At 67.7% G+C, this 15961-nt stretch carries 13 protein-coding genes; 2 read left to right on the top strand and 11 right to left on the bottom strand.

Going from position 1 to position 15961, the window contains the following annotated elements; genetic code table 11:
• Positions 1-104 precede the first annotated feature (104 nt).
• Genes FHY09_RS06440 through FHY09_RS06460 form a run of 5 tightly spaced genes read right to left on the bottom strand, consistent with a single transcriptional unit; the run spans position 105 to position 5209 of the window.
• Positions 105-2054, bottom strand: coding sequence for a type IV pilus secretin PilQ family protein (locus FHY09_RS06440; protein ID WP_166925302.1), 1950 nt, complete (start codon positions 2052-2054; stop codon positions 105-107).
• 20 nt (positions 2055-2074) lie between these two features.
• On the bottom strand, positions 2075-2608 hold the full coding sequence (locus FHY09_RS06445) for a pilus assembly protein PilP (protein WP_166925304.1): 534 nt from the start codon (positions 2606-2608) through the stop codon (positions 2075-2077).
• Positions 2605-3297, bottom strand: a complete 693-nt coding sequence (locus tag FHY09_RS06450) for a type IV pilus inner membrane component PilO (RefSeq protein ID WP_166925306.1) — start codon at positions 3295-3297, stop codon at positions 2605-2607. The genes FHY09_RS06445 and FHY09_RS06450 overlap by 4 nt, the downstream gene beginning before the upstream one ends.
• A complete protein-coding gene (locus FHY09_RS06455) occupies positions 3294-4151 on the bottom strand; it encodes a PilN domain-containing protein (protein WP_166925308.1) in 858 nt (285 codons plus the stop codon). The genes FHY09_RS06450 and FHY09_RS06455 overlap by 4 nt, the downstream gene beginning before the upstream one ends.
• Positions 4151-5209: a pilus assembly protein PilM gene (locus FHY09_RS06460; protein WP_166925310.1), complete on the bottom strand. Its 1059-nt coding sequence runs from the start codon at positions 5207-5209 to the stop codon at positions 4151-4153. The genes FHY09_RS06455 and FHY09_RS06460 overlap by 1 nt, the downstream gene beginning before the upstream one ends.
• A gap of 215 nt (positions 5210-5424) precedes the next feature.
• Here FHY09_RS06460 and FHY09_RS06465 point away from each other — a divergent pair, with 215 nt between their 5' ends.
• Positions 5425-7848, top strand: a complete 2424-nt coding sequence (locus FHY09_RS06465; protein WP_166925312.1) for a penicillin-binding protein 1A — start codon at positions 5425-5427, stop codon at positions 7846-7848.
• 76 nt (positions 7849-7924) lie between these two features.
• Positions 7925-8560 carry a hypothetical protein gene (locus FHY09_RS06470; RefSeq protein WP_166925314.1) on the top strand — a complete coding sequence of 212 codons (636 nt, stop codon included), beginning with the start codon at positions 7925-7927 and terminating at the stop codon, positions 8558-8560.
• A 17-nt stretch (positions 8561-8577) separates the two neighbouring features.
• Here FHY09_RS06470 and FHY09_RS06475 read toward each other — a convergent pair whose 3' ends face one another.
• The 6 genes from FHY09_RS06475 to FHY09_RS06500 all read right to left on the bottom strand — a co-directional run bounded on the left by FHY09_RS06475 (position 8578) and on the right by FHY09_RS06500 (position 15842).
• The gene (locus FHY09_RS06475; RefSeq protein WP_166925316.1) at positions 8578-9336 is read right to left on the bottom strand and encodes a fimbria/pilus periplasmic chaperone; all 759 of its coding nucleotides are present in this window, start codon (positions 9334-9336) and stop codon (positions 8578-8580) included.
• Positions 9337-9354: 18 nt separating this feature from the next.
• A complete protein-coding gene (locus FHY09_RS06480) occupies positions 9355-10476 on the bottom strand; it encodes a CfaE/CblD family pilus tip adhesin (RefSeq protein WP_166925318.1) in 1122 nt (373 codons plus the stop codon).
• 11 nt (positions 10477-10487) lie between these two features.
• A complete protein-coding gene (locus FHY09_RS06485; protein ID WP_166925320.1) occupies positions 10488-13214 on the bottom strand; it encodes a TcfC E-set like domain-containing protein in 2727 nt (908 codons plus the stop codon).
• 51 nt (positions 13215-13265) lie between these two features.
• The gene (locus FHY09_RS06490; protein ID WP_166925322.1) at positions 13266-13778 is read right to left on the bottom strand and encodes a CS1 type fimbrial major subunit; all 513 of its coding nucleotides are present in this window, start codon (positions 13776-13778) and stop codon (positions 13266-13268) included.
• Positions 13779-14078: 300 nt separating this feature from the next.
• The gene (locus FHY09_RS06495) at positions 14079-15356 is read right to left on the bottom strand and encodes a citrate synthase (protein ID WP_166925324.1); all 1278 of its coding nucleotides are present in this window, start codon (positions 15354-15356) and stop codon (positions 14079-14081) included.
• A gap of 243 nt (positions 15357-15599) precedes the next feature.
• A complete protein-coding gene (locus FHY09_RS06500; protein ID WP_166925326.1) occupies positions 15600-15842 on the bottom strand; it encodes a type B 50S ribosomal protein L31 in 243 nt (80 codons plus the stop codon).
• Between the last annotated feature and the right edge of the window lie 119 nt (positions 15843-15961).

A 15961-nucleotide genomic window follows, 5' to 3' on the forward strand; every position in this document is an offset into this window, starting at 1 on the left:
TCCTGGCCCCCGGAATGCGAAACAGCGCAGGGCCGAGGCCCTGCGCTGCTGTGTCTGCTGTCAGGGTGCCCGCCGGCCCTGCCTGCGCCGAGGGCGTCAGCGCCTCAGTTGCCCTTGGCGACGCGGAGCACCTTGGGGGTCACGAACACCAGCAGTTCCGCCTTGTCCTTGTTGCGGCCGCGCTGCTTGAACAGATTGCCCAGGAACGGCACATCGCCGAGGAACGGAACCTTGCTGATGCTGCTGCGGTCGGTGAACTCGTAAACGCCACCGATCACTACCGTCTGCCCATCTTCGACCAGCACCGCGGTGTTCACTTCGCGGCGGTTGATCGACGGCACCGTGCCGTACCCTTCCAGACGGATCAGCTCATCGACTTCGTCCTTCTTGATCGCCATGTTCAGGAACACGCGGTTGTCGTTGGTGATCGTCGGGGTCACCCGCAGTTCCAGCACCACTTCCTTGAACTGCACGTTGGCCTGGCTGCCACCGCCCGTACCGCCGGCGGACAGCGTGACGTAGCCGATTTCCTTGCCCTGCTTGATCAGCGCCTCGCGCTGGTTGGTGGTCACCACGCGCGGGTTGGAGATCACTTCGCCGCGCTGCTCGGTCTGCATGGCCGACAGCTCCACGTCCAGCAGGTAGCCCGCGTTGAGGATCGACAGCGCCAGCGAACCCGGCGAACCACCGGCCACGGCGGCGGGCATGTTCCACATCAGGCCATCTGCGATGGTGTAGGGCGAGCGCACCGGCGCCGCGCCCTGGCGGCCACCGGCCTCCCACGCGCTCACGGCGCGGGCGTATTCGGTGTTCACCGTGGCCTGGTTGCTGATGTTGGCATTGTTGCTGGCCGTGGTGCTGCCGAAGAACACGTTGTCGCGGTTGCCGCGGATGCCGAACTTGGCGCCGAGCTCACGCGCGAAGGTATCGGTAGCGATGACGATGCGGCTCTCGATCAGCACCTGATCGACCGGACGGTCGATCACGCCGATCAGCTCGCGCATCTTCTCCACTTTCTTCGGGATGTCGCTGATCATCAGCGTGTTGGTGCGCTCATCCGCCACCAGACGGCCCCGCGAGGTCAAAAAGCCACTGTCTTCCTGGGTGGCGCCACCACCCTGGCTGCCGCCCGACGAACCGCCGATGCCGCGCGCCTCGGTGAGCGCTTTGAAGATCGCTGAAGCGCTGTGATAGTTGATCTGCACGTAATCGGTGATGAGGTCCTGGCGGTTCTCGATCGCGATGCGCGCGTCTTCCTTTTCCTGCTCGAACTTGGACAGCTCGGCCTGCGGGCCGACCCAGATCACGCTGCCATCGCGACGCTTGTCCAGGCCCTTGGCGCGCAGCAGGATGTCCAGCGCCTGGTCCCACGGCACGTTGACCAGGCGCAGGGTGACGTTGCCCTGCACGCTGTCGGACGCCACGACGTTGAGGTTGGATTCCTCGGCGATCAGCTGCAGCACCGTGCGCACCGGCACGTCCTGGAAGTTGAAGGTCACCGGGCGACCGGAGTAGCCACGCTGGGCAACGGCCGCAGCAGCCTGGCTGACCGTGCTGGTGGTGATCGCACCGGTCGCCGCCGCACCCTGGCGCGGGGTGATCTCCACCACGTACTCGTTGCCGCTCTGGTAGGCCAGCGACTCGTAGGCGGTGTTGGTGCTGAGCACCAGCTGCGTGCCACCGCCGTAGGGCTTGGCATCGATGCGCTGCACCGGCGTGGCGAAATCAGTGACGTTGAACGGCTTCTGCAGCTGCGCAGGCAGCTGCGCATTGCCGACGTCGATCACCACGTTGCTGCCCTGCGTGCGCAGGTCCGGGTTCGCACCCTCGCCGTCGAACTGCAGGACCAGGCGGCCGGAGCCGTCCTCACCCCGCTTGAAATCGATCTTGGCCACCGACAGCGAGGCCGGTGCAGCCGTCGAAACGGTTGGCTGGGCCGCCGGTGCGGCGGCGCCTGCCTGGCCGCAGGCCAGCATCAACGCGACTCCCAACGCGCTGAAGCAGTTCATGGCCGGACGCCGGGCGCGCAGGCGCTTGGCTTGGTGAAAGGTCATCGTGCTATCCCCAGTAATCATCATAGATCTTCCAACGCGAGCGAGGCAGGCCGTTCAAGCCAGCCGCCCGCGCCATCCGGCACCAGTTCGATCAGTTCGATGCGGTCTTCGTACACCCCCGTGACCCGACCATCGCTCTGCCCCATGTAGACGCCCGGCCGTACGCGGTAGGACACCTTGTCCGGCGCCATCACCACGGCCACGACCGACCCGCCGGCCCCGATGGTCCCCACCATGTCGAGGCTGTCCAGCGGGAAGGCTTCCAGCGGCTCCTTGCGGCGGTTGGGATCGGGCCTCAGTCCGCTGCCACCCTGCGGGTTGGCCCAGACATCGGTGAAGGGATCCCGCAGACCCTGCGCGGAGTATTCGAACGTCTCGAACTGCTGCATCACCGGCAACGGTTCAAGTGCAGGGGCCGGACGCGCACGCACGTTGGCCACCCATTCTTCCAGATTCGGCGCGTCGCCGGGCGTGCTGGTGACGCCCCGACCGCACCCGGCGAGCAGCGCCAGGGCCAGCAAAGCGATAGCGCGGCGCATCAGGGAACGGCTCATTTCGCGCCCCCCTTCTTCTTGGCCTTCGCTTCAGCCTTGGCTTTCTCGGCGGCTGCCTGCTCCTGCTGCTCCATCTCCGTCTCGTCAAGATAGCGGTAGGTCTTCACCGTGCCCGACAGTTCCAGCGCGCCGGAGCGTGCGGTGATGCCGGTCTTGGGATCCTTCGGCTTGAGGTTGATGTCGTGCATGGTCAGGATGACCACGCGCGGCAGCGAGGCCACGCCGCTGACGAAGGCGCCGAACTGGTGGTAACTGCCCACCATGCGCAGCTTGATCGGCTTCTCGGCGTAGAACTCGCGGACCTGCTCGGACTGGGGCTCGAACAGTTCGTTGACCAGGCCGCTGGACAGCGCGGTCTGCGAGACGTCGATGATCAGGTCCGGCATTTCCGTCTTGCTCGGCAGCTGCCGCAGCATCTGCTGCAGCACCTGTTCCATCTGCGCAAGCTGCTGCTTGAGCGGCTCGAGGTTGACCGCGCGGCCCTGTTCCTTCTCGAACTCGGCCCGCAGCTCGGTCTCCCGACGCTCCAGCGTGGACAGCTCATCGCGCTTGCCACTGATCAGCAGGAACCACGACAGGCCGATGATCAGCAGCGCGACGAACGCGCAGAACACCATCTTGGCCTTCTGCGGCCAGTTGCCGATGTCGTTGAAATCCAGCTCGTTGATGTTGAACTTCTTCTGGCTCATGCGGCCCCCTTCTGCGGGCTGGGCGCGGCGGGCGGCGGCGTGCCCGTGGCAGGCGCGCCCGGCGGTGCCAGGCGGCTGCCCTGCGGGCGTGCGGGATCGGTGGGAGCGGCTGGCGCGGCCGGATCGGCGGCATCGGACGGCGTGCCCGGCGCGGCCTCCGGCGCCGGTGCCAGCGCGGCCGGTGCGGCGGCGGCATCGACCTCTGCCTCTGCCTCTGCTCCGCCAGTGGCGTCCAGGGCCGGATCGATCACACTGCCATCCGGGCCGAGCACGCCCTCGCTCTGCGCGGGCAGCTTCACCTTCACCACGAACACGTACGGCAGCGCCTTGATGTCCGCGACAGGGCCGGCGGCGGCCTCCTTCTCCGGATCGCGCGCTTCGATGATCGACAGCTCCGGATTGGTCATCCAGCCGGACGTGGCGAGGCTGCGCATGTAGGCCGAAACCCGCGCATTGGACTGCGTGCGGCCTTCCAGGGTCAGCGTCTCACCGTCCTGCTTGATGCCGGTCAGCACCACGCCGTCCGGGATCGTGCGCACCAGTGCGTCGAACAGGTGGACCATCTGAGAACGCTTGGCCTGCAGTTCCTCGATGACGCGCTTGCGGGCGAGCAGGCGGTCCTTCTGGGTGTCCAGCCGGCCGATCTCCTCGTTCTGTTTCTTGACCTTGTCGATCTCGGTCTGCAGGAACGCGTTGCGTTCGCCCTGCCCGCTCACCTGGCGGTCGTAGTAGAACCAGACCATCAGCGAGAGCAGCAGGCCGCTGACAGCGGCCAGGCCCAGCATGCCGTAGAACTCGCGCTGGCGCTGCCTGCGCCGCTCGATGCGCCACGGCAGAAGATTGATGCGTGCCATCAGTCGAAGCTCCTCAAGGCCAGGCCGGTGGCGATCATCAGCGCCGGCGCATCCTGCGCCAGGGCGTGTGCCTGCACCTTCGGTCCCAGCGTCATCTGCGCCAGCGGATTGGCGACGATGGTGGGCACGCCCAGCTGTTCCTCGACCAGGGCCGGCAGGCCGGCCAGCGCAGCGCAGCCACCGGCCAGCACCACGTGGTCCACGCGGTTGAACTCGCTGCCGGCGTAGAAGAACTGCAGCAACCGGCTGATCTGCTGCACGGTGGCTTCCTTGAAGGGCTCCAGCACTTCGTGCTCGTAGCTCTCCGGCAGTCCGCCCTGGCGCTTGGCCAGGCCGGCTTCGTCATAACCCAGCCCGTAGCGGCGCATGATCTCGTCGGTCAGCTGCTTGCCGCCGAACACCTGTTCACGGCTGTACAGGCTGCGTCCCCCACGCAGCACGTTCAGCGTGGTCATGGTCGCGCCGATGTCCACCAGGGCCACCACGCCGTCGCTGGCCACCGGCAGTTCGCTGGCGACCAGGGCGAAGGCGTTCTCGACCGCGAAGGCCTCCACGTCCATCACCTTGGCGGTGAGCCCGCCAAGCTCCAGCGCCGACTGGCGCAGCTCGACGTTTTCCGACCGCGAAGCGGCCAGCAGCACCTGCACCATCTCCGGATTGTTCGGGATCGGCCCAAGCACTTCGAAATCCAGGCTCACTTCCTCGATCGGGTACGGGATGTAGTTGACGGCTTCCAGTTCGACCTGGGCCTCCATCTCGTTCTCGTCCAGGTCGGCCGGCATCGGGATCACCTTGGTGATCACCGCCGAGCCTGCCACGGCCGCGGCGGCATGCCGGGCCTTGCTGCCGGAACGGTTCACCGCGCGGCGGATGGCTTCGCCCACGGCTTCCACTTCGACGATGTTCTTTTCAACCACGGCGTTGGGTGGCAAGGGTTCCACGGCGTAGTACTCCACCCGGAAACGGTTGCCACTACGCGACAGCTGCAGCAGCTTGACGGCAGTCGAGCTGATGTCGACGCCGATCAACGGCGTCTGGCCTTTCGGGATGAGCCCCACGGTTTCTCCCCTGCGAACAGGCACACGGCTGGCTGCCCGTGCCCGCGCATTGCTGACGTTTCTGCAATAAGCCACCGCTTCGCCGTGAAGATTTCTTCACGTCACGTCACCTAGCGTCGCGATGTCCCCTTGCACTCCCCGGAACCGACCCCAGCCAGTCCCTTGTGTAATCTATACTCTGCGGCCATGAAATCTGCAATCGGAATCTGTCCACGATGACACGCTTTCGCCGCTGGCTGCGCTGGATCCTGATCCTCTTCCTGGTCCTGGCGCTGATCGGTGCAGCCGCCGCTGGAGGCCTGTACTACGTCATTTCCTCCCGTCTGCCGGACGTGCAGACCCTGCGCGACGTGGAGATGCAGGAGCCGATGTACGTCTATGCCGCCGATGGCCAGCTGATGGCCGTCTTCGGCGAGACGCGGCGCATCCCGGTCACGATGGCCGAGGTTCCTGAACGGCTCAGGCAAGCCTTCCTGGCGACCGAGGATGCGCGGTTCTATGAGCATGGCGGGGTTGATTACAAGGGCATCGCGCGCGCGGTCTGGCTGCTGGCCACCACCAACGACCGGCGCGTGCCGGGGGGTTCGACCATCACCCAGCAGGTGGCGCGGCAGTTCTTCCTGAGCTCCGAATACAGCTACACGCGCAAGCTGGCCGAGATCCTGCTGGCACGCAAGATCGAGTCCGAACTGAGCAAGGACGAGATCTTCGAGCTGTACCTGAACAAGAGTTTCTTCGGCAACCGCGCGTATGGCGTGGCCGCGGCCGCCCAGTTCTACTACGGCAAGACCCTGCAGGAACTGGACCTGGACGAGATGGCCTCGCTGGCTGGCATCCCCAAGTTCCCCTCCTCCGGCAATCCGATCTCCAACCCCGAGCGGGCCCGCCAGCGCCGTGACAACTACGTGCTGCAGCGCATGGCCGAACTCGGTTTCGTCACCCAGGCCGAGGCCGACGCCGCCAAGGCGGTGGCCATGCACGCCACCCCGCACGAGCCGCCGGTCCAGGTCGAGGCGCCGTATGTCGCCGAACTGGTGCGACAGGAAATGATCGCCCGCTTCGGCGGCGATGTGGTCAACAAGGGGTACCACGTCACCACCACCATCGACCCGACAATGCAGGCCGCCGCCAACATCGCTGTGCGCGACGGCCTGCTGCTGTACGACCACCGCCACGGCTGGCACGGTGTGGAGAAGGAAGTGGCGCTCGGGGCCGGCGATGACGTGGCGGCCCTCGCCGCCCATCTGTCCGGCATCCCGGCGCAGAGCGGCCTGATCCCGGCGATCGTTGCATCCACGGCCGCCGATGGCAGCGCCACGGTGGTGCTGGCCAACCGCATGGAGGTCGTGCTGCCGTCCAATGCGGCGCGCTGGACCAACCGCACGGCCGCCAAGCTGGTCAAGCGCGGCGACATCGTGCGCGTGCGCGCCGGCGAGAAGGAAGGCCAGTGGCTGCTCGACCAGATTCCGCGCGGACAATCGGCGCTGGTCTCCCTGGACGCCAACAGCGGCGCGCTGAAGGCACTGGTCGGTGGTTTCAGCTATTCCGGCAACAAGTTCAACCGCGCCACGCAGGCGCGCCGGCAGCCGGGCTCCAGCTTCAAGCCCTTCATCTATGCGGCCGCTTTCGACAAGGGCTACAACCCGGCCTCGATCGTGCTGGATGCACCGGTGGTGTTCCGCGACCGGCGCGGCAAGACCTGGTCGCCGCAGAACGATGGCGGCGGCTTCCGTGGTCCGATGCGTCTTCGCGAGGCGCTGGTGCAGTCGCGCAACCTGGTCTCGGTCCGTCTGCTGGACGGCATGGGCGTGGATTACGCACGCAAGTACATCAGCGAGTTCGGCTTCGCCGAGGCCGAGCTGCCGCCCAACCTGTCGATGTCGCTGGGTACCGCTTCGCTGACCCCGCTGTCAGTGGCCCGCGGCTACGCCGTGTTCGCCAACGGCGGCTCGCGCGTGGACACCTGGCTGATCGACCGCGTCAGCACCCGCGAAGGCGTGGAGATCTTCAAGGAAAACCCGGCGCTGGCCTGCCGAGGATGCGCGGGCACCAGCAACGGTGAACCCGCCGCGCAGGTGGTGGACGGCTTCAACTTCGGCGCCGCCGCGCCGGCCGCCACCGCAGGCGCCGCTGCCGCACCTGCGGCGGCCGAGGAGGCACCGGCGCCCGTCAATCCGGATGCCCGTACGGCGCCGCGCGCGATCGACGCGCGCACCGCCTACCAGCTGGTCTCGATGATGCGCGACGTCGTCCAGCGCGGTACCGGCACGGCCGCCAAGGTCCTGGGCCGCGAGGACATCGGCGGCAAGACCGGCTCCACCAACGATCACCGCGATGCCTGGTTCTCCGGCTTCGGCGGCCCGTTCGTCACCACTGTCTGGGTGGGGCGCGACGACTTCCGTTCGCTCGGTTACCGCGAGTACGGCGGCAAGGCGGCCCTGCCGATCTGGATCGACTACATGCGCGTGGCGCTGAAGGACCAGCCGCTGGCCCAGAACGATCCGCCCTCGGGCATGGTGCAGGCCAGCCTCAACGGCGCCACCGAATGGGTGAAGGTCGAGGACATGGACCGCCTGCAGGACTACGACCTGGATCTGAACGTTCCGCAGGCCGACGCCGCCGCCTTCGACATCTTCTGATCGCACACGCGCCCTGCACGCACCGGTCCCGGCGCCGGTGTAGGCTGGGGGCAGGTACTGCAAGGGGGACAGGCCCATGCATCGCGCCCGCGATCACGCCGCCACACGCACCCGCGAGCGCCGCCAACGGCTCGCACATGAAGCCGCCCGGCTGATGGCCGAGGGCGGGCTCCAGGATATCCAGCAGGCCAGGGCGAAAGCGGCCAGCCGGCTCGGCATCCGTGATGAAGCCAGCCTGCCGCGCAACACGGAGATCGAGGCGGCCCTGCGCGAGCGCCAGCGCCTGTTCGCGGGCCCCGAACGCGATGCCGCCCTGCAGCACCGGCGCACGGCGGCGGTGGAGGCACTGGAATTCCTGCGCGCCTTCTCGCCGCGGCTGGCAGGTCCGGTGCTGGAAGGCACGGCCGATGCCAACAGCCCCGTACTGCTGCTGCTCCACGAAGACGATCCGGATGCGGTGCAGCGTTTCCTGGACGAACACGGCATTCCTGCCGAGGCCCGCAGCCGTCGCATGCGGCTGGACCGCGAGCGCGTGGCCGAGGTGCCGACCTGGACGTTCACCGCCGAGGACCTTCCGTTCGAGTTGCGCGTGCTGCCCTATGACGCCCTGCGCCAGGCCCCCTTGTCGCCCGTCGATGACCGCCCGATGCGGCGGGCCTCGCTGAGCCAGCTGCGTGCCCTGCTGGAGCAGGCCCCGGCCGAGCCGCGGTGAGGCCTCGCCCGGCGGGCTCATGGGCGGCGGATGGGCGGGGCGGTTGACGCGTTTCCCAGCGCCGGCGCGGCCGGCTCGGGGGTCAGGGTCTGCTCATGCTCGCGGTAGCCGTCCCGGGTCAACCGATAACGCAGCCGCAGCGTGGCATCGGCCGCCAGGGCCTCGGGCAGCTGCAGTGATCCGCCCGGATACAGGCTGCGCGTCAGCGTATGCGCCGTGCAGCGGGCGGACGCGGTGCAGGTCTCTAGGCTGAGGATTCCCACGCGCAGCGTGCCGGTGTTGTGCAGGCGGTCACCGCGCACGGCAAGTGCGACCTCCCCCCGCACGGGCAGCACATTGACCAGCGTGCCCCATACCAGGCTCACGCCGACACGGGCACTTGAGGCGTCCGCGGCCTGCACGACCTCGTCCGCCTCCGGCGGCCGTACGCCTTCGAAATAGACCCGATAGGCGGTCTCACGGGCCACCGGATGCAGGGGGATGAGACGCACCAGGCGGTTGCCGCCCCCGGCCAGCACGAAGCGTGCGGGCGTCAGGGCGAAGGCGGCCTGGTCGGGCTCGGCCGCGATCTCGTGCTCGCTGCTGCCGGCGGGGTCGACGATGCGCCGCACGGTGGCCTGCACAAACTGTGGCCGGGTGGACTGCGAGTACACCCGCACCGTCGCGCCCCTGTCCGCGTCCACGGCGGTGCGCATGGGGTGGACGGTGAGGTTGGCCTGGGCTGAGGGTGTGGCCCACAGCAAGCACAGCAGGGAAAGACGGGCAACGTATCGCATGGGAAGCACTCCTGAAGGTCACGGACGGACAGCGGGCAGCCGCATTTCGATGCGCAGATCGCCGCTGTAGGCGCCTGCACGTTTGCCGGACGAGGGGACGGCAACGGCACTCAGGCGCAGCGGTGCGGGCACGCAGTGGACGGGCTGGCGCATTCCGGGCAGCAGCACCGGGCGCAGCCGCGCCGCGTCGATGCCGCGCAGGGTGTGCTCGGCACCGTTGTCCATCGGCAGGCGGGCCCCGTCGTAGTCCAGCGTGATCGTGTAGTCGAGCCGGTGCGCCGCGTCGGTGCCGCCCTCACCGTGCCACAGCGAAAAACCGCTGCGTCCCGCAGACCGGGCACTGGTGTCCCGGACGGTGAGCCCCAGCGCGCCCCCGAGCGCACCCAGGCCGTCGTACAGGCACATGTCCAGATCGGTCGTGCCTTGGAGGGTGCCGGTCAAGGGATCGTGGCGCACGCCGAGCCTCACCTGCGGGGTGGCGGTGTCCAGGCCAGGAAAATGGATGGCGGCCGCATCGCGGTCGGTGACCACCAGTTCCATGGGCCAGGCGTGCGTGGCGACCGGCGCGCCCTGCGGATCGTTCCGCAGATCCAGGACCAGCTCGCCCTGCCACTGGCCCGGCACCAGACTGGCCACCCCGGCGGCGGCCACAGCGAGCGTGGCGGTGGTGCCGATCGGCAGGGCGCCCGCGCAGGGCGCGCCGGAAGCGGTCGTCAGCGGCCGCTGTATTCCCGCGCCAGCCCGGGGCGGGCAGCGCGGGTCGGCGAACACACGGCGCAAGCTGCCATTGAGCGTGATTTCAGCTGCCTGCCCGCTGCGCTGCTCCACCAGGCGCAGCACGATATCGGTCGTACCGGGTCCCACTTGCGCGGTATCGCTGGTCGCGCAGCGGCCGTGCGTGGCGTCGCTTGCCGAGCGGCAGGTCAGGTGGATCCTGCCATGGCCGCGCTGGGGATCGGGATCAAAGCCCAGCACGGTGTCCGGCGGCAGCAGGGTGAGCGTGCCTGGCGGTGCCGCCCGATCCAGGGTGAGGCTGATCGGATGCACGTGCATCCCGGCCGGTTCAGTGGGCGGCAGCGGCTGGGCGGCGGCCGGGCCACACAGGGCCGCCGTGGCGATGGCACGCCAGGTCAGGGTCATGGCGCGCTCCGTCATGGCGCACTCCGTCCATCGGCGGTGCTGCTGCGCGGAATCAGCGCACGGTCTTCCAGCAGGCGCCGCACGTGCATCTGTTGCCGTACCTGTGTGGGAAGCTCGGCGAGCGGCAGGTCGTCGCAGTGCAGCGCACCGACCAGGTGCAGGCTCTGACGACGTTCGCGCACGCGCAGCGGGCAGTGCAGCAGGCGATCGCCGTGCAGCAGGTACAGCACCGTTTCACGCTGCGGGAAATCGGCGACAAACCCGCCGCTGTCATCGGCGGGCGGCACCGGCGCATTGAGGATGCGTGCCCCGCGCAACGGCCGCCCCGCCAGGTCCTGTGTCCGGCCGATATAGGTGTAGGTCACCTCGATCGGTACTGGCAGCGCGAGCACCCGCCCGGGCGACAGGAACAACGGGCGTGAGCCGGTCGCGCTGCCCACGCGCACGGCGGCCGCGCTGTCCGGCGCGCTCGCGTCCTGGAGTTCGGCCTGGTGGGGTTGGTAGGCCATCAGCGGCACCAGCAGGCGCTGTCCAAGACGCAGGCGCTGACGGCGATAACCGCCCACCTGCAGCTCGGCGGCGACCCCGCTCAGGTCAAGATCTTCGGCGGCGTCCACGGCGACCGCCAGTCCGGCTTCGGCGCCAAGCTCGCCCCCCCAATAGACCCCCTGCGTGCCCAGGGCGAAGGCCGTGCTGTGCGTCGCACTCCAGGTGATGCCTTTGCGACGTCCCTGGGCGTAGTGCCCCACCACGGCACTGCCCTGCCCCGCCCGGCTGCGCAGCTGGGCCCCCAGGCTGGCGCTGCGGCGGCCTGCGTTGTCGCCGCGAACGTCCGCTGCCAGCTCGGTGAAGCGGTCGTCCCGCTCACGGCGCAGCGTTTGCCCCACACCGTAGCCCAGCTGGGGGTGCTCACCCTGTTGCTGCCGCGCTTCGAGCAGATGTCGCCGCTGCAGGATGCTGGAACCGTCCCGCTGCAGGCGCGTGAGCGCGAGGCTGACATGGATTCCGCGGTCATCCCGGGCGTCTGCAGCGGCGTCGCTGCGCTGTTGCCACAGGCCCAGACGCGCGGCCAGCGTGAACCGTCCCCATCGCCGCGTGTGGCTGTAGCTGGCCTGCCAGGCACGTTCGCGCAGCAGGGAAGGACTGGGCGAGGCGGCTGTCGCCGGCGGCGGCAGCGGCGGCTGCTCCTCGCCGATCTCCGGCGGGCCGCCTGCCGCCCCGGCACGCCAGGTCCGGCGCCGCGTATGTGCGATGTACAGACTGCCATGCCCGAGCGGCAGCGCCATCGAGGCGCTGAGGGAATCGGCGCAGTTCTGGCGGGCGCCCGCCGGGTACGGCAGCGTGCAGCCTGCCGTGCGCACCCGCTGTTCGTGGAGGTTCCATGATGCGCGGCGGCGGTACGAAAGACGCTGCTGCCAGCCACGGCTGCCATCACTGCCGTGCAGCAGGCTGAAACCTGCACGCAGCTCCTGGAAGGCGAAGCTCCGCCGCAGGTCCACGCGCAGTTCGGCATACCGGGCATCAGGCGCATCACTGATGCCGGCGCTCATCGCCAGATGGCGACCGAGGGGAAAGCGGCCCCCTGCCGTCGCCACCGTGCGCTGTGTGGCGCGGCCCGTGGTCCAGGCCTCGCGCTGGGTCTCCCGCCCCGCCTGCACGAACCATTGCGCGTGCCCGTCGGTCGGCTCACCGCCTTTTTCGAACGGGACCTCTTCGTTGCGCACCTCGATGCCATCCTCATGCACCCGCAGCGTGACCGGGTAGCTGCCCGGGGGAAAGCTGCGGGTATCGAGCTGCTGGATGCCGGCGGGCAGGTAGAAGGTCTGCAGCAGGCGCTCTCCCTCGAAGGCGTCGACGCGGCTGTCGCGTGCAAGCAGCACCGTCAGCGGGGTGGACACCATGGCCGCCTCGACATTGAGGTAGGCCAGGCTGCTGCCAATCCGCACGCCATCGAAACGGTTCAACGGCAGCAGGCTGAAACCGAAAGTGCCTCCCAGCGGACTGGACAATGGTCGACGGTCCATGCGGCCGGCCTGCAGATAGTGGGCCCGGTCCAGGTCGTGGCGGTAGTACGCGCTGTCGAGTTCAAAACGCTGACGTCGGCGCTGGTGAGCGCTGCGCTGCTGATTGAAATGCCATTGCGCGGCGAGGTGCGCCTGCGAGGATAGCCCGAGGGCTCCACTGCCCTGTGCGGTCAGCGCCTGGTAACCCGGGCCACCGCTCACGCTGAACGTCTGCTGGTGCAGCAGCGCATTGCGCGCGTCGGCGCTGACGGCGTGCAGCCGCTCGCCGCGGTCCTGCAGCGGCAGCCATTGCCGGGCGGGGAACAGGCGCAGTATGCCTTCTCCTTCATCGTGGATGACCGCCACCACGCCGGGATCCTCGGGGGGATCCAGATAGCCGCAGCCGCGCTGGGCGCTGCCTTGGCGACAGGCCAGATGGCTGTTGCGCGGCAGCGGCGCAGACAGCGCAGGCAGCAGGACCGCCCTCGCCTCCACCGGCAGTTCCAGCGCCTGCAGCACGGCACCGGGGTCCTGCAGCTGCACTGTATCGAGCGTGACACGCACCGGTGACAGGCCTGCGGACTGTTCGAAAATACGGATGTCCAGCTGCTCGATCTGTCCATGGACCAGATCTTCGAAGCCGGGCGGAACGCGCCGCACCTCCGTGGCGTGCGCGGCGCATGACAGCGCAAGCGAAAACGCGAGGTGAGTGGCGGCCGGAACGGAAACACGCATGGAAAAGGCCCCCGGAAAGACCGGCCCCGGTCGCGGGGCCGGTGCAGGACGTTACGGGCTGGTGGTTTTCTGGGCGAGCACGATGCTGGCCAGTCCTTCGTACAGGCCCGCGGCCAGGATGGGCGCGCGGTTGGTCTGGGCGATGGTCAGCGGCATGGCGATGGACGCCCCTGGCGGCGAGCCGTCGAACAGCATCCTGGCGCCAAAGTCCACGCCGGCTACGGTCAGCGCCTGGCCGTTGAGGCTGACTGTCATCGGCACCGGTACGGCACCGCTGGCGGCGACCATCGGCCGCAGTTCGACCGTGTTGCCGAGGCGGACCGACACGTCCTTCAGCGGGTCATTGGAGAAGATGCGCACCTGCTCCGACCACGGGGCCAGTCCGTTGGCCGGGTTGTAGGTCAACGGCACATCACTGGGCAGGGCACTGCCATCGGCACGCAGCAGCGCCAGGGTCGGGTCGATGTCGGCCCAGATCTTGATGTCGGCCTGGATGGCCTGGGCGGATGTGCTTGCCGCAGCCAGGGCAACGGCGAGGACGGCCGTCCGTAGGGGGGTTCTCATAAGCTGACTCTCCGTGTAATCGATTTGCTGCGTTGATTGATAAACGCAGCACCATCAGCGAAAGCTGGTGGCGATTCGGAGCGTAGGCAGGGTCGCGACGCGTTGGGCTTGAGAATTACTGCAAAGTTGGCCGAGAACGCGCTTATCTGTGCGGATTGTTGCAAAACGCAGCATCCATCCTGCGATCGCCGCCACATTGCCGCTTTCTGCTAGCGCAGCGCACCGTCTTCGTGCAGCTGGAATATCCCGAAAAAAAAACGCCCCGCAGTGCGGGGCGTTTTTGTCGCGGATTACCCGGCCTCAGCCTTCGTAATCACGCACGTCGCTGCCGGTATAGACCTGGCGCGGGCGGCCGATCTTCATTTCCGGATCAACCTGCTGTTCCAGCCAATGCGCGACCCAGCCGGAGGTACGGCCCAGGGCGAACATGACGGTGAACATCTCGGTCGGGATCTGCAGCGCCTTGTAGATGATGCCGCTGTAGAAATCGACGTTCGGGTACAGCTTGCGGGCCACGAAATACTCGTCCTGCAGCGCGGCCTGCTCCAGCTTCACGGCCACGTCGAGCAGCGGATCCTGCACGCCGAGCTGTTCCAGCACCTTGCTGGTCATCACGCCGATGACCTTGGCGCGCGGATCGAAGTTCTTGTAGACGCGGTGACCGAAGCCCATCAGGCGGAAACCGGAGGTCTTGTCCTTGGCCTTCAGCACGGCGGATTCGACGTTGTCGGCGGTGCCGATCTCTTCCAGCATCTTCAGCACGGCTTCGTTGGCACCACCGTGCGCCGGGCCCCACAGCGCGGTCACGCCAGCGGCGACGGACGCGTACGGATTGGCGCCGGTCGAGCCGACCAGACGCACGGTCGAGGTCGAGGCATTCTGCTCGTGGTCGGCGTGCAGGATGAACAGCAGGTCCAGCGCCTTGACCACGTCCTCGTTGAGCTCGTAGCTGCCATCGGCGGCTTCGAAGGTCTGCTTCAGGAAGCGGCTGACGTAGTCCAGCGAGGTATCGGGCGTATTGGCCGGCAGGCCCTTGCCGTGGCGGTAGATCAGTGCCGAAAGCGTGGGCACCTTGGCGATCAGGCGCACGGCGGCCTTGCGGCGCTGCCCGGCGTCGGCCAGGTCCAGGTCCGCGTGGTAGATGCCCGACAGCTGCGCGATGGCCGCAGTCAGGATGGCCATCGGATGGGCATCCTGGGCGAAGCTGCCGATCAGCGTGTTGATCGACGGATCGACATCGGCCTCGGCGGCGAGCTCTTCGTTGAACGCCTTCAGCTGGGCCGCGTCGGGACGCTCGCCGTTGATCAGCAGATAGGCCACTTCGACATAGCTCGACTTCTCCGAGAGCTGCTCGATCGGATAGCCGCGATACAGCAGCACGCCGTTGTCGCCGTCAATGTAGGTGATCGCGGACTTGCAGCTTGCCGTCGCGGTGAAACCGGAATCGTAGGTGAAATACCCCGTTTCCCTGGTCAGCTTCGAAATGTCGACGCAGTCGTTGCCGAGAGTGGGTTTGATGACCGGCAGAACGACCGACTTGCCGTCGGCGTTGAGCGTGACCTGATCAAGATCGGACACTGTGTGCGCTCCTTCATGGGAAGGCGCCTGCCCAAGCGCGTTGGTCAGGCACGTGAATGACGTCCACGACCTGTGCCGCGGATCCCGCCATTATCGCACAGCAGCAATTTCCGAGCGTTATACGGAAGTCGTAGAAACCGTGGTGGGCAGGTGAAACGCTCCGTGCCGCAGCCCGCGCTCCGGGCCCTGAAACGCAGACGGCCGCGCAATGCGCGGCCGTCCTAGCAACATCCGACGCAGACCTCAGCGCTGGTAACGCTTCTGGAACTTGTCGATGCGGCCGGAGGTGTCGATCACCTTGTGCTTGCCCGTGTAGAACGGGTGCGAAGCGGAGGAGATTTCGACCTTCACCAGCGGGTATTCGTTGCCGTCTTCCCAGGCGATCGTTTCCTTGCTGCCCATGGTCGAGCGGGTCAGGATCTTCAGATCGGAGGTAACGTCATGGAAGACGACGTCACGGTACTCGGGATGGATATCGTCCTTCATGGGCGTACACCGTAATTGGAAAGTGGAAAAGTCAAGAGCGGCAGTATAAGGCATGCCGCGAGGCTACGGCAACCCGGTCAGGCCAGGCACCGTTACCGCCACACAGGACGGCGGACTAT

This window comes from Xanthomonas sp. 60 (assembly GCF_011761925.1).

Bases quoted from the DNA above. Each gene is read 5' to 3' on its own strand.
- FHY09_RS06440 (WP_166925302.1), bottom strand. From the start codon at position 2,054: ATGACCTTTCACCAAGCCAAGCGCCTGCGCGCCCGGCGTCCGGCCATG.
- FHY09_RS06445 (WP_166925304.1), bottom strand. From the start codon at position 2,608: ATGAGCCGTTCCCTGATGCGCCGCGCTATCGCTTTGCTGGCCCTGGCG.
- FHY09_RS06450 (WP_166925306.1), bottom strand. From the start codon at position 3,297: ATGAGCCAGAAGAAGTTCAACATCAACGAGCTGGATTTCAACGACATC.
- FHY09_RS06455 (WP_166925308.1), bottom strand. From the start codon at position 4,151: ATGGCACGCATCAATCTTCTGCCGTGGCGCATCGAGCGGCGCAGGCAG.
- FHY09_RS06465 (WP_166925312.1), top strand. From the start codon at position 5,425: ATGACACGCTTTCGCCGCTGGCTGCGCTGGATCCTGATCCTCTTCCTG.
- FHY09_RS06470 (WP_166925314.1), top strand. From the start codon at position 7,925: ATGCATCGCGCCCGCGATCACGCCGCCACACGCACCCGCGAGCGCCGC.
- FHY09_RS06475 (WP_166925316.1), bottom strand. From the start codon at position 9,336: ATGCGATACGTTGCCCGTCTTTCCCTGCTGTGCTTGCTGTGGGCCACA.
- FHY09_RS06480 (WP_166925318.1), bottom strand. From the start codon at position 10,476: ATGACCCTGACCTGGCGTGCCATCGCCACGGCGGCCCTGTGTGGCCCG.
- FHY09_RS06485 (WP_166925320.1), bottom strand. From the start codon at position 13,214: ATGCGTGTTTCCGTTCCGGCCGCCACTCACCTCGCGTTTTCGCTTGCG.
- FHY09_RS06490 (WP_166925322.1), bottom strand. From the start codon at position 13,778: ATGAGAACCCCCCTACGGACGGCCGTCCTCGCCGTTGCCCTGGCTGCG.
- FHY09_RS06500 (WP_166925326.1), bottom strand. From the start codon at position 15,842: ATGAAGGACGATATCCATCCCGAGTACCGTGACGTCGTCTTCCATGAC.